Source organism: Arcicella sp. BE140, assembly GCF_031456255.1.
In the GTDB taxonomy this organism is placed as follows: domain Bacteria; phylum Bacteroidota; class Bacteroidia; order Cytophagales; family Spirosomataceae; genus Arcicella; species Arcicella aquatica.
Genome location: NZ_JAVDUE010000002.1, coordinates 385,202 through 397,839 on the forward strand (window position 1 = coordinate 385,202; position 12,638 = coordinate 397,839).

Genomic DNA, 12,638 nt, shown 5'->3' on the forward strand with positions numbered 1-12,638 from the left:
CGGGATGTTGCGCAGTCTGGTAGCGTACACTTCTGGGGGGCGTGTGATCGCAGACGGTCGGCCGTTGCCGTTCAAATCCTGTCATCCCGACATAAAAAAGGACAAAGTTGATTTATTCAGCTTTGTCCTTTTTTATTGCCTTTGCTTTATTTTAACTACCTCTGCATTTTAAGTATTCTTAGAATAGAACGGCTAGCGATACGTAGAGTATGTAACTTGAAAAAAATATATGTTAGATTATGCCTTGTCGCTCCCTCTAAAATAATGTAAATGGAGTATAAGCAGATTGAAATTTTTATTAATTTATTGTTTAATTCGCCTTTAAAAATAAATCAAGCATAACGAGTAGAATATCAGTTGTATAATGTTGTTCTAAATCGATAAAAACTAACAAAAATGAATATACTAAGTAACAGAAGCTTTAAGATTTGGGCATATACTGTTAGTCACTCTACACTAATTTTGAGGAGTGAGATAAAATTTGAAGATGAAGAAGGATGGTCGGAAAACACGAGTTTTAATATTGATATAGAATTTTTTGCGGTCGCATATATAGATATTCCTCATTTTCTGCCAAATATTACTTTACATGAAGTGGTGATTAACATACCCGATAGATTTCAACATTACAAAGAACGTTTAGGTTATAAAGTATTTGAAATTAAATCATCTGATAATGTATATTTTATTGTTGCAGGCGGCTATGTAATAGGTAAGAGTAGTTGGATTTCAGAAGATAGGATTATCAATATGCAATTAAAGTATGATGAAATATTGGCAACATCATAATATCCAAATTAATATGATTGATTTGGACATTATAAAATAAAAATATTAGACAAAGGTAAGATACTAGAATTTAGAGCAACCTCTTAGACAATAGTAACATCCTTTTTGATAAAATAAGGAGACACTAAAATACCAGAAATGAATATTGAAGTTAATGAACAATATCTAGCTTTATTATATCATAACGCAAAGCAAAGTTATAAAGAATGTATTAGTAATGAGGACAATGGATTCTTAAAAGGAGAAGTTAGTGTGCACTTGGAGTCTATATTATTAATAGAAAATAATATTAAAATTGTATTTCATAAAAACATTTCTTATAATTATTTATTGGAAGTAAGTCTAAAACTATACGCAGATGATAAAGAAATTGGTAAGTATATATATTGAAAACGAAACAGGAAATGGAATTGATGATAGTTTAGTTTTTTATTAGTGTTGCTACTTGAGAAAATCAATAATAAAACAAATATCCATGCTCATCGATTTGTTCCGAAGCTAAAGATTTAGACTATATAATTAAATAGTTAAAAGTTCCTTCTATAAAATGACAAACTCATCAATGCTCTATAACTTAACTTAATTTTAGAGTATGAGGCAACTGTAAATAATTTCAATGATTTACTTAAACAGAAGTTTAATGTTAAAGAGTCTCCATTATTGGCTAAGAGAAAAGGACTTATTCCAACTTCTGGTTCGTTTGAATCTGAAAATGAAATAATTGCATTTAGTTTTCATGGTAATGGATGTAGGTTTGAAAAAGACTCTATTAGTATCCTTGATTTTGACTATGAATTTGATAGTGTTACTAAAGATTTTATTTATATTGGTTTTGAAGTAAATAGACTATTTAGCTTTGTAATAAATAATGCAGCACTAAAATCTGATTTAAAATATAAATATATTTTCCTAAAATCCCTTCTTGAACTCGAATCTTCTGGAATCATATTGAGAAATAAAAATTCTGGTATTGATAATTATGACTATACATTAGCTAATGTATAACAAATAAGTCTTTTAATGTATTAAACTCCTGCTTAGCGTAGTTAAACTATGCCAAGCAATGGTAGCATTATCAGGCTTTTTGTTTTAACTGCATGGAATTTTCAAACCTTTTTTATAAATTATGTTGCCTATACGATATTAAATTTATCAATCAAAACGTATAGTTCTTGCCTCGTGGCTAAAATGAGTAACGATAATTTAAAACACTACAAACAAAATGGGACTATTTGACAAATTAAGGAATGAATTTATTGACATTATTGAATGGATTGACGAATCTAATAATACATTGGTATATCGTTTTGACCGTTACCAAAACGAAATTAAGAACGGCGCTAAACTAATCGTCCGTGAAAGTCAGGTAGCTGTATTTATCAAAGAGGGAAACATAGCTGACGTTTTTACCCCTGGTACACATACATTAAGTACCGCAAACCTCCCTATTCTTTCAACGTTAGAAGGCTGGAAGTATGGGTTTGATAGTCCTTTTAAAGCTGAAGTTTATTTTGTTAGTACGCGTAATATTACTGATCAAAAATGGGGGACAAAGAATGCTATTACACTTCATGATAACCGTTTTGGAATGATTGAAATACGTGCTTTTGGAACGTATGTAATCCGAATAAAAGATGCGACAATTTTTATGAAGGAAATTGTTGGGACAGATGGTTATTTTACAACCGATAAAATTGCGGAACAATTAAAAAGCATGATTGTGGCACGTTTTACTGATGCAGTAGGCCAAGCAAATTTACCGGTTGAAAATTATGCATCAAATATCAATGAAGTTTCAAAATTAGTTCATGATACTATCCGTGGAGAGTTTGAAGAGTACGGCATTGAGTTAACCAAATTTGTCATTGAAAATGTTTCAATGCCTGATAAAGTTAAAGAAGAAATATTTGAATATAGCCGTCTGAATGCGATTGATTTAGATAAACTTACCAAAATGAAAATGGCTAAGGCCATAGAAGGGGCTGCCGAAAATGATGGAACAGCAGGGGCAGGAATAGGTTTTGCTGTGGCAGGAATGATGAACCATGTTTTTCAACAAAGCTCACAAAACCAATCAACTGCTCAAACCCCACCACCCATACCACCCGCTTTAACATATTATACAGTCATAAACGGACAACAATCTGGACCATTTGAAATAGATATTTTAAAGCAAATGGCTGTTCAAAATGTATTTACAAAAGAGACGCTCGTATGGTATGCAGGCATGGCTAACTGGACTAAGGCAGGTACATTACCTGAATTAAAACATCTATTTGAATTAGTTCCGCCACCGATACCAGAGTAGTAAAATGGAAAATACAGAAAACAAACCGAGTGAAGGCGTAAAGTTTGCTTGTACTGGCTGTGGTGCTTACTTAAAATACGAACCTGGTACACAGTTGCTTAGTTGTGAGTATTGTGGCTTTGAAAATGAAATTATAAGAAAAGATGACCCTATTGAAGAACTTGATTATGTTGAGTTTCTTAATAATAGTGCTTCTAATAAAACTATTACTGAACATTTTGTAACATGCGAAAGTTGTAACGCTACATCAACAATAAGTGACTTAAGTTCTGCTAGTTGCCCTTATTGTTCAACTCCGTTAATTATCAAAAATGCTTTTACTGAAAATGTTATTCAGCCCAAATCATTACTTCCTTTTAAGCTTGATATAGGCCACGCCAAAGATGAGTTTAAAAAATGGCTTAATAGTCGTTGGTTTGCGCCAAGCGACTTAAAGAAAGTACTTAGTATTGATAACTTTAAAGGGATTTATTTGCCCTATTGGACGTATGATACTTACACCTACACTAGCTATACTGGCGAGCAGGGTATCTATTACTACGAAACAGAAATGTATACTGTTACAGAAAATGGCAAATCAGTTACACAAACTCGCCAAGTTCGTAAAACACGATGGTATTATGTAAGCGGTAATGTTCAAGTCTCCTTTGATGATTTATTAGTGCCAGCCACTAAATCACTTCCACCTGCTTACATCCTTCAACTTGAACCTTGGGACATGGAAAATTTAGTGCCTTTTGATAAAAGTTATTTGAGTGGATTTATAACTGAAAAATATCAAATTGACCTTAAAGAAGGATTTGAAGTCGCTAAAAATATGACTGAGGAAAGAATCAGGGAGGTTATTAGAAGAGATATTGGAGGAGACGAACAAAGAATCAATAATAAAAATACTAGCTACAAAAACATTACTTTTAAACATTTATTATTCCCTGTGTATGTTAGTGTTTACAAATACAATAACAAACTGTATCAGTTTTTAGTAAATGCACGAACTGGCGAAGTGCAGGGTGAGCGCCCTTATAGCTGGATAAAAATAACTTTTGCTGTGCTTGCGGTTATCGCTGTGATAGCGTCGCTAATATTCTATTTTAACAATTATCAAAGGTAATAATAGGTGTTAGTGTTAGAAACCTTCTTATTTTTAAAAAATATTTAAAAAAACAGTAAATCATCTGAGTTTTTACTTGGTCTGGCATGACAATTTGGTATTTATAAAGTCGAATACATATTATAAACCAAGTACTTTAAAAAATAACAAAGATGAAAAAACTAAAAAAATATCTCTTAATCACAGTGTTATTCATGCTCGTGGTGCCTGTTTCGGTACAAGCAGAGACCTCTGAACTAGAAAAAGTAAAAACAGAAAAAGCAGCATCTCCCGAGGTGAATGCCGAGGTAAAGTCTATGATGAATAGGCTAGAAGAAATAAAAGCAATGGATAAATCGAACATGAGTTCGGCTGAAAAGAAAGCCTTACGACAAGAAGTTCGTTCTATCAAAAAATCTATGAAAGAAGTAGGCGGAGGCGTTTACCTTTCAGCAGGTGCAATTATCATTATTGTTTTATTGTTGATTCTTTTACTTTAATTATTTATTGAGGTGTGAGCTAGCAAATGCGTTGACTAATTCACACCTCAAATTTTTTAATATCCTTCGTACTAAATGTGATGAAGTCTGATTAAAACAAATCTCCATTATTTCTCCGCACATACATTGGAAAAGGCAAAAAAGATTGACTCCCTCAATAAACTTATTCAAGTAAATAATGATCGCATAGTAGGTTATGAAACTGCCTTTAAAGAAACCTTGGATACATCCTTAAAAACCTTGTTTACTCATTGCATACAAACAAGTAAAACAAATAACAAAGTTCTTATTCATGAAGTAGAACAATTAGGAGGCGAACCTATAAAAGGAACTAAAACGGCTTTTAAGTTCCTAAGAGTTTGGATGGGAATCAAGACATGGCTTACAAATCATGCTAATAAATCTATTCTAAGGTCGTGTGTTTTTGGCGAAAAGATCGCTCTAATAATATACAAAAAAGTACTAGACGACCATCTGGAAATCCTTGAGGATAAATACGTCGTTATGATTACTACGCAGTTATCTTTTATTGAAAATGATTATCATCAGGTAAAGAGCCAACTAAGTAAATAATATACCTCATAAATATTCAACTTTCAGGATATTCAGTTGCCCATCAAATGTATAATTCCTTGGAGTACCTGTTGGAATATTTACTTTCGAGATTGCCTCATTATCAATTTTTTCTAAATACATCATTAAGGCTCGCAAACTATTCCCATGTGCTACTATCAGCACGTTCTCACCATTTTTCAGCTTTGGTTCTATCTCTGACTGATAATAGGGAACAGTTCTGTTATAAGTATCTTCCAGACTCTCTCCTCCGGGTGGACGAACTGCAAAGCTTCTTCGCCAAATCAATACTTGTTCTTCTCCATACTTTTTGGCTGTTTCTTCCTTATTCAGTCCTTGCAAATCTCCATACTTCCGTTCATCCAAAGCGCCATTTCTAACAACTGGCATAGTTTTTTGATGAATTTCTTGTAGAATAATTGCTAAAGATTTCTGAGCACGTTTCAACATTGAGGTATAAGCAATATCATAGTTGATTGCTTTAATCTTTTTCCCTGCCGACAAAGCTTCTTGTTCTCCTAAAGGAGTCAATGCTACGTCTACATTTCCAGTGAAACGATTTTCTAGATTATAGGACGATTGTCCGTGCCGTATCAATGTTAATATCGTCATCTGTTTATTTTATCAGTACTGAAAAGTAAGTTTAATAACATAACGATATTAATGCATAGCTTATTCGAGGATGGTCTGAATAGTATAACAATTACAAAGAAAATAAGCGTTTGTAATGGTGAAATGCTTTTGAACCATATTCTTTCCTAACTACTTTCATTAACAAAGTTATATACCGTTTAAAGCCCTTTGGTATAGGGAATGAGATTTTATGAAAACAGATTCAGAAATGTCAAAAGTTGAAGTAGGGAAAAAATACGTTATCTCAAAAAAGATAGATGCTTTTTTTATAGATTTATACAATGTCTATACGTTTATTCTCAGATTTTTCAGAGAAGCTTTTTCAGCTCCTTTTGAATTCAAGGAAATCATCAATCAATGCTATTTGGTTGGTTATAAGTCATTAGCCTTAATTTCTTTAACAGGTTTTATTACGGGAATCGTATTCACCAAGCAGTCTCGCCCATCATTGGCAAACTTTGGCGCTACCTCGTGGCTACCGTCGCTAATATCTATTGCTATCGTCAAAGCCTTGGCACCATTAGTTACGTCTTTAATTGCGGCAGGCAAGGTGGGTTCTAACATGGGAGCCGAATTAGGCTCAATGAAAGTAACCGAACAAATTGATGCGATGGAAGTATCAGCTACCAATCCATTCAAATATTTGGTAGTAACCCGTATTACAGCCGTTACAATCATGATTCCTATTTTGGTTTTATACACAGGTTTTGTAGGCATGATGGGCTCTTATTTAAATATCCACAAAACCGAGCTAACCAGTTTTGTTGCTTTTTTTAAAAGTGCTTTTGCTAACATCACCTTTTTAGATATTTATGCTTCTATTTTCAAAGCCATTTGTTATGGCTTTACCATTGGCGTAGCGGGTTGTTATCAAGGTTATCATGCAGAAAACGGTACGCAAGGCGTGGGCAAAGCTGCTAATACGGCAGTAGTAATATCCATGTTTTTAATTTTTGTAGAAGAAATGGTTATTGTACAATTTGTGAATGCTATTAGGTAAAAAGGAATGAAAGATAAGACCATAGATAACGAAATCGTGATTGATATCAAGAATTTGAAAAAATCTTTTGATACGCTAAAAGTGCTTGATGGTATTGATTTGACCATTTATAGAGGTGAAAACGTAGCTGTATTGGGGCGTTCGGGAACTGGAAAATCGGTATTAATCAAAATAATATCTGGCTTATTAAAACCAGACTCGGGTACTGTAAAGGTACTGGGACAGGAAATAGATAAACTTAGTCTTGAAGCCTTGCAGGAACTGAGGATGAAAATAGGCTTTTCTTTTCAGAATAGTGCTTTATATGATAGTATGAGCGTAAGAGCGAACTTAGAGTTCCCACTGGTAAGAAATAAGCGTGACTTGAGTAAAAGCGAAGTAAACAACGCCATTGAAGAAGTATTGCACGAAGTAGGGTTGTCTCAAACTATCAATCAGATGCCCTCTGAACTATCTGGAGGACAAAGAAAGCGTATTGGTATTGCACGGACACTCATTTTGAAGCCAGAGATTATGTTGTATGATGAACCTACCTCTGGCCTAGACCCCATTACCTCTATTGAAATTAATAACTTAATTGTAAAAGTACAGCAAGAATATAAAACCAGTTCAATAATCATTACTCATGACCTTACTTGTGCTAAAACTACTGCCAATAAAGTGACGATGTTACAGAATGGTAAATTTCCCAAAATTGGTACTTTCAAAGAAGTTTTTAGCTCAGATGATGAGAGCCTGAGAAGTTTTTATGACTATAATTTTATTAACGATAAATGAAAATGGTAAAAAATAATCGCCCCGTAGTTGTTGGAATCTTCATCCTTTTGGGGATAGTAATTCTATTCCTTACCCTGTTTACCATAGGCGGACAAAAAGAAACCTTTGTGAAATCATTCACAGTAAAGGCTATTTTTAACGATGTGGGTGGTTTATCAGTTGGTGCTAACATCTGGTTTTCGGGTGTAAAAGTAGGAACGGTAAAGAAAATTGGGTTTTATGGTAACTCTCAAGTAGAAGTTACAATGAACATAGAAAAAGATGCTGAGAGCCATATCCGTAAAGATGCCAAAGCTAAAATTGGTTCAGATGGCTTCATTGGTAATAAAATAGTAGTTATCTATGGTGGTACGCCCGCTTATCCACCAGTACAAAAAGATGATTTACTAAAAGTAGAGGATGGCATCAGTACTGATGATATGTTAGCAACGCTACAAGCAAATAATAAAAACTTGCTTGCTATTACTAACGACTTCAAGAGTATTAGTGGCAAAATGAATTCAGGGAAAGGTAGTTTAGGCAGTTTATTAAACGACCCTAGCTTTGCTGTAAATCTGAACAAAACCGTAGGGCATCTGCAAGAAATGGCTAGTAATCTTAAAACTGTTTCAGAGAATAGTATGACGACTATGAAGAATTTTGAAGAGTTCTCTGGTAAAATTAATCGCCCCGGCAATTCCATTAATGATTTTGCTAGTGATACACTAGTGTATAATAGAATTGTAGGTACCGTTACGCAGTTACAAAGTGCATCAGCTTCAGTGAATAAGTTTACAGCCAACCTAAGAATGGTGAGCGAGAAAATGAATAGAAAAGATAATACAGTAGGAGTATTGTTGAATGATTCGGCATCGGCCACATCAATAAAAATGACCTTGAAGAACTTAGAGACTGGTAGTAAGAAACTAGATGAAGACCTTGAAGCGATTCAGCATAATTTCTTATTCAGAGGCTTTTTCAAGAAAAAGGAGAAAGAGAAAAATAAAGCTGACTGAAATCGTTAGTATTAAAGTTTCAAGAATAGCATTTCCAAAAAAATATTCCTTATCACTAGTGAGGGACTTAAGTCCCTCACTAGTGATAAGGAATAAAAATTTACACTAATATCTAAGGAACCAAAAAGGATTTCGTTCTTCTTTGATTTTCTCTTTGATAAACTTTATCTGCATATCTTTATATTCAGCTTCAGTTATTTTCTTGCCTTTTAATTTCTTAGGCAAAGCCAACTCTTGATTTAATTTCTTAAATTCAATTTTTGAAGCGATTATCGTCACAGTACCATCGTTGATATCTAATTCAAGAATCAATCCGGGTAATCCCCAAAGTCTTTCCGGCCCAGCATTTATAGGAATATCTTGTGCAAACCAAGCAATGATTTTTTGGTTTTTAATAGGGTCTTCAATCATCGCTTTCATACAAATATGCCCTGCTACTTCTTTAATATCGTTCAAGATTTTCCAATTAGGCATTTGCAAAGAATCTTCGATGATATACGTTTTGCCCAACATTTCAAAAACATCTGTCATCGTATTTTTTGCAAAATTTCTATTCACACTAAATTCTTCTTTTCTACCTGCATAGCCTTCGTCTTCTTCAGGTTTTTCGTCAGAGTCAATATACCTACTTTCGTTTTCATTAAAGTATAAAGTAGTATAAACCTTCCAATCATCTTTTCCAGCAAACATATAAGTCATTCTCTCTTTTTCTTGCTTACTCAGATAACTCAATTGGTTGTTCATTTTTGTCCAATAAGTTGTACGAGTATAATGAACGATGCCCTCATTGGTTTGTGCAAAAAGCTGAACGGACGATAAAATAAGTGCTATAATTAATAGTTTTTTCATATTTCAAGTTTGTAATTATTAATATGTTTCAATTGTATGAAGGATGAGTTTTCGCAGATGTAACAAATATTAAAAACTCATCCTCATTAATTCGTTTTATCTACCAGCCATTATTTTTCTTTAATTTATCCACATGCCCTTTTACGTTATAAGTAATGCTCAACATAAAATAACGAGCTAATGTCAATGCTGTTTGGTTGGTTACAATGTTCTGATAACCCTGCTGAGAAATAGTTTGACGTTTATTGAACACATCAAATGCTGCTAAACGAAGCTCCACTTTATTATCTTTCATCACCAAACGTCTTACTGAACAGTTCAAGATAGGAATATTTTGGTTGAATCCGAAGCGGTCGTTTTCGTAGCCATTATAATCAAGATTGGTTTCAAAGAAGGTTTTCTTTGCAAAATTCCATTTTACAGATGCATCTACACCCTTGGTTTTAATGTTCTGATTTTGTCCTTCTTCAATAGAGTATTTGATATTATTGAAACCTAAATTTCCGCTAAGACTCATTAACAATTTATCACTTGGGGTAATGTTAAAACCTAAGTTAATATTATAACCTTGGTTGTTTGTTTCATTTTTAACACCGTTGATAAATGTTGGGTTTTTGCTTAGATTGATGCTCCCATTCAAATTAACAGTAAATTTCGTTTTTACAATAGGGAAACTTGTGTACAACCCAGTATTAAAACGTGTACCACCTGAAATATTTTCTGGACGAGTTCTCGTTACAAAATTGGCATCAACCGTTTGATTATAAACAATTTGACTTTGGTAATAATTATAACTTGTCCACAAGCTTATGTTAGTAAAAGTAGCAGGGTCAAATTTGTAGAAATCAACACCTATTTCATGGCTTTTTGTAGGTAACAAGTCTTGATTACCCGTGGTAATATAAAAAGGGTTATTGTTGTTTACCACTGGTTGAAGATCGCTAATGCTAGGAGCCTGTACGTTCAAGTTATAACTTAAGCCAGCATAAGCATTGTTTTTGAATTCGATACTTGCCGAAAGGTTAGGCGTAAGAGCATCATAACTTTTATTGATTTCGGTTTTTAAAGGAGCATCCTTTTTACCATAAAGCTGACCCTTTAAGTCATAACGAAGAACAGCCAAGCCAGCAGAAATATTTACACCAGCATGTGAATAACGTAAGCTACTTCCTAATCTATTATACGAAATTTCGTTTTTGTAAAAAGTACTTAAACTATCATAGCGTTGATTTTCTACTTTACCATTGAAGGCATCTCTACCAACGTCTTGTTTACTGTTGTTAAAATTGTAGAAACTCTCCCAATACATTTTTTTAGAGAGTGGTTCTAAAAAGTTTAAGCCTGCATTCAGTGCATTGGTCGTATTGGCATTTTGGTTTAGCTGACTAATTGCCCTGATTTGGTCATTTACATTTTGAGCATTAAAAAACTTAGTTAATGAATTAATGTTGTCAGTTCCATCAGATGACGATACACTATATGATGCACTAGAAGCAAAAGTACGCCCTTTCTTTTTGAATTTATGTCTGAAAATAGCCGTTCCCGAGAAATTAACAGCATTCAGATTTGAACCATTATTAATTGCTACAGAGTTCTTTAGGGCGTTGTCCTGTGTTAGATAACGCTGATTCTGTAAATCGGTACCATTAGAATTACTAAAACGTAAATTTGCTTTAGTGATAAGGGTATTGCTAGAGTCTAACATTTGTTCAAAACGACCAGCTATACTATGGTTTCCTCTGAAATTATTAGTTTTAGTGGTATCAGTTGTAGTAAAAGAATTGTCTTGTAAGAATGTTCTTTTGGTTTGAAATTGGTCGAGATTAAGCTTTGTTTGATTATAAAAGTAGCTTGTACTCAATTTCGTTTTTTGATAGGTATAATTATAGTTTACACCACCACCAAAGTTGTTTGTAAAACCTCTTCCATCAAAATTGTTAGTAATTCCTCCACCATCAGAAAAAAAGTAACGACCGCCACTTCCAAAACCAAAATCACCATTATCGTTTTGGTTGAATGAATTATTGCCTTTAAACTCGCCGTAATCGCTCCAGTTTACACCAGTTTCATTGATGTTATTTACATAACCTAATATCGAAAATTGTTCCTTTTTGTTGAAACGGTTATAGTTTCCTCGGGCAGCACCTCTCGATTCTGTTCCAACTGCCCCCGTAATTTTCCCGAATGAGCCCTTTTTGAATTCATCCTTTAGTTCTAGGTTGATAGTCTTCTCTTTTTTACCATCATCTACGCCTGTAAGCAAGGCTTGGTCTGACTTACCATTGAAAACTTGTACTTTAGAGATTGTTTCAGCCCCTAAGTTTTTGGTAGCCGCTTTAGGGTCGTCGCCAAAAAATGTTTTACCATCCACCAATACTTTCTTTACATCTTTGCCTTGGGCTTTGATATTACCACTAGCATCCACCTCTAAGCCCGGTAAACGACGTAATAAATCTTCTACAGATGACCCAGGTGGCACTTTGAATGATGACGCATTGTATTCAATCGTGTCACCTTTTATGCTCAATGGGGCTTTGGCTGTTCGTACTACTACCTCTAATAATTCTTGAGAAATAGGTTTGATTTTAATAGGCCCTAAATCTGCAATTTCAGTTTCTGAAACTTTAATGTTTTGTTGGTAAGGTAGAAAACCCACGAAAGAAATTTTAAGGATATAAGGGGCATTTTTTACATTTCTAAATTCAAATGCTCCTTTATCGTTCGCTCTGGAGAAGTTGACTAAAGACGAATCTTTTGGTTGTAAAAGCATTGCCGTCGCTCCCGACATGACTGCTGAATTTGTGTCTTGAACAATTCCTTTAATTGTTACTCTTGTAGGATTTTGAGCTTTGACGAGAATAGAGAAAAATAGGCAAAATAATAGAAGTAAAGTAGATTTATACATGATGATAGAGTTGATTGTGTGGAGGTTTAATTATAAACGCTAAATTAACTAATTAATTAGTTATAAAAAAACTAATTAACATTCTTTAACATTTATCTAACAGAGAGTAAAAAATATACTTTTGTTGCAAGCTTGAGTAGATATTTTGTGAGAACCGAGAGGAGAGGGCATAAAAAAGCACATGATGTTCCTCAAAGAATTGAAAAAGCATCATGCGCT

The 12,638-nt window shown here is 33.7% G+C and carries 13 protein-coding genes and 1 tRNA gene; 11 read left to right on the top strand and 3 right to left on the bottom strand.

Annotated elements, in window-relative coordinates; translation table 11 throughout:
* The 8 genes from J2Y60_RS04930 to J2Y60_RS04965 all read left to right on the top strand — a co-directional run bounded on the left by J2Y60_RS04930 (nucleotide 1) and on the right by J2Y60_RS04965 (nucleotide 5,260).
* Nucleotides 1-90, top strand: a tRNA-Pro gene (locus tag J2Y60_RS04930).
* 306 nt (nucleotides 91-396) lie between these two features.
* Nucleotides 397-789, top strand: a complete 393-nt coding sequence (locus J2Y60_RS04935; protein WP_309914134.1) for a hypothetical protein — start codon at nucleotides 397-399, stop codon at nucleotides 787-789.
* A 138-nt stretch (nucleotides 790-927) separates the two neighbouring features.
* On the top strand, nucleotides 928-1,179 hold the full coding sequence (locus J2Y60_RS04940) for a hypothetical protein (RefSeq protein WP_309914137.1): 252 nt from the start codon (nucleotides 928-930) through the stop codon (nucleotides 1,177-1,179).
* Between the two features lie 192 nt (nucleotides 1,180-1,371).
* Nucleotides 1,372-1,794, top strand: a complete 423-nt coding sequence (locus tag J2Y60_RS04945) for a DUF6896 domain-containing protein (RefSeq protein WP_409014212.1) — start codon at nucleotides 1,372-1,374, stop codon at nucleotides 1,792-1,794.
* 217 nt (nucleotides 1,795-2,011) lie between these two features.
* The gene (locus tag J2Y60_RS04950; RefSeq protein WP_309914144.1) at nucleotides 2,012-3,097 is read left to right on the top strand and encodes an SPFH domain-containing protein; all 1,086 of its coding nucleotides are present in this window, start codon (nucleotides 2,012-2,014) and stop codon (nucleotides 3,095-3,097) included.
* Between the two features lie 4 nt (nucleotides 3,098-3,101).
* Complete coding sequence (locus tag J2Y60_RS04955; RefSeq protein ID WP_309914147.1) at nucleotides 3,102-4,208, top strand: hypothetical protein; 1,107 nt, start codon at nucleotides 3,102-3,104, stop codon at nucleotides 4,206-4,208.
* Between the two features lie 152 nt (nucleotides 4,209-4,360).
* Nucleotides 4,361-4,687: a hypothetical protein gene (locus J2Y60_RS04960; RefSeq protein ID WP_309914150.1), complete on the top strand. Its 327-nt coding sequence runs from the start codon at nucleotides 4,361-4,363 to the stop codon at nucleotides 4,685-4,687.
* A gap of 126 nt (nucleotides 4,688-4,813) precedes the next feature.
* A complete protein-coding gene (locus J2Y60_RS04965; protein ID WP_309914153.1) occupies nucleotides 4,814-5,260 on the top strand; it encodes a PA2169 family four-helix-bundle protein in 447 nt (148 codons plus the stop codon).
* Nucleotides 5,261-5,266: 6 nt separating this feature from the next.
* On the opposite strand, the gene J2Y60_RS04970 is transcribed toward J2Y60_RS04965, so the two are convergent.
* Entirely contained in the window at nucleotides 5,267-5,872 is a 606-nt protein-coding gene (locus J2Y60_RS04970) for a 2,3-bisphosphoglycerate-dependent phosphoglycerate mutase (protein ID WP_309914156.1), read from the bottom strand.
* Nucleotides 5,873-6,083: 211 nt separating this feature from the next.
* Between J2Y60_RS04970 and J2Y60_RS04975 the strand changes: the two genes are divergently transcribed.
* The 3 genes from J2Y60_RS04975 to J2Y60_RS04985 are packed head-to-tail and all read left to right on the top strand — an operon-like array spanning nucleotide 6,084 to nucleotide 8,665.
* Nucleotides 6,084-6,893, top strand: a complete 810-nt coding sequence (locus J2Y60_RS04975) for an ABC transporter permease (RefSeq protein ID WP_309958996.1) — start codon at nucleotides 6,084-6,086, stop codon at nucleotides 6,891-6,893.
* 6 nt (nucleotides 6,894-6,899) lie between these two features.
* The gene (locus J2Y60_RS04980; protein WP_309914162.1) at nucleotides 6,900-7,670 is read left to right on the top strand and encodes an ATP-binding cassette domain-containing protein; all 771 of its coding nucleotides are present in this window, start codon (nucleotides 6,900-6,902) and stop codon (nucleotides 7,668-7,670) included.
* 2 nt (nucleotides 7,671-7,672) lie between these two features.
* The gene (locus J2Y60_RS04985) at nucleotides 7,673-8,665 is read left to right on the top strand and encodes an MlaD family protein (protein WP_309914165.1); all 993 of its coding nucleotides are present in this window, start codon (nucleotides 7,673-7,675) and stop codon (nucleotides 8,663-8,665) included.
* A gap of 105 nt (nucleotides 8,666-8,770) precedes the next feature.
* Here J2Y60_RS04985 and J2Y60_RS04990 read toward each other — a convergent pair whose 3' ends face one another.
* Both J2Y60_RS04990 and J2Y60_RS04995 read right to left on the bottom strand, forming a co-directional pair.
* Nucleotides 8,771-9,514: a GLPGLI family protein gene (locus tag J2Y60_RS04990; protein WP_309914168.1), complete on the bottom strand. Its 744-nt coding sequence runs from the start codon at nucleotides 9,512-9,514 to the stop codon at nucleotides 8,771-8,773.
* Nucleotides 9,515-9,614: 100 nt separating this feature from the next.
* On the bottom strand, nucleotides 9,615-12,419 hold the full coding sequence (locus J2Y60_RS04995) for an outer membrane beta-barrel protein (protein WP_309914170.1): 2,805 nt from the start codon (nucleotides 12,417-12,419) through the stop codon (nucleotides 9,615-9,617).
* Nucleotides 12,420-12,638: the final 219 nt, after the last annotated feature.

Bases quoted from the DNA above. Each gene is read 5' to 3' on its own strand.
- J2Y60_RS04935 (WP_309914134.1), top strand. From the start codon at position 397: ATGAATATACTAAGTAACAGAAGCTTTAAGATTTGGGCATATACTGTT.
- J2Y60_RS04940 (WP_309914137.1), top strand. From the start codon at position 928: ATGAATATTGAAGTTAATGAACAATATCTAGCTTTATTATATCATAAC.
- J2Y60_RS04950 (WP_309914144.1), top strand. From the start codon at position 2,012: ATGGGACTATTTGACAAATTAAGGAATGAATTTATTGACATTATTGAA.
- J2Y60_RS04955 (WP_309914147.1), top strand. From the start codon at position 3,102: ATGGAAAATACAGAAAACAAACCGAGTGAAGGCGTAAAGTTTGCTTGT.
- J2Y60_RS04960 (WP_309914150.1), top strand. From the start codon at position 4,361: ATGAAAAAACTAAAAAAATATCTCTTAATCACAGTGTTATTCATGCTC.
- J2Y60_RS04970 (WP_309914156.1), bottom strand. From the start codon at position 5,872: ATGACGATATTAACATTGATACGGCACGGACAATCGTCCTATAATCTA.
- J2Y60_RS04975 (WP_309958996.1), top strand. From the start codon at position 6,084: ATGAAAACAGATTCAGAAATGTCAAAAGTTGAAGTAGGGAAAAAATAC.
- J2Y60_RS04980 (WP_309914162.1), top strand. From the start codon at position 6,900: ATGAAAGATAAGACCATAGATAACGAAATCGTGATTGATATCAAGAAT.
- J2Y60_RS04985 (WP_309914165.1), top strand. From the start codon at position 7,673: ATGGTAAAAAATAATCGCCCCGTAGTTGTTGGAATCTTCATCCTTTTG.
- J2Y60_RS04990 (WP_309914168.1), bottom strand. From the start codon at position 9,514: ATGAAAAAACTATTAATTATAGCACTTATTTTATCGTCCGTTCAGCTT.
- J2Y60_RS04995 (WP_309914170.1), bottom strand. From the start codon at position 12,419: ATGTATAAATCTACTTTACTTCTATTATTTTGCCTATTTTTCTCTATT.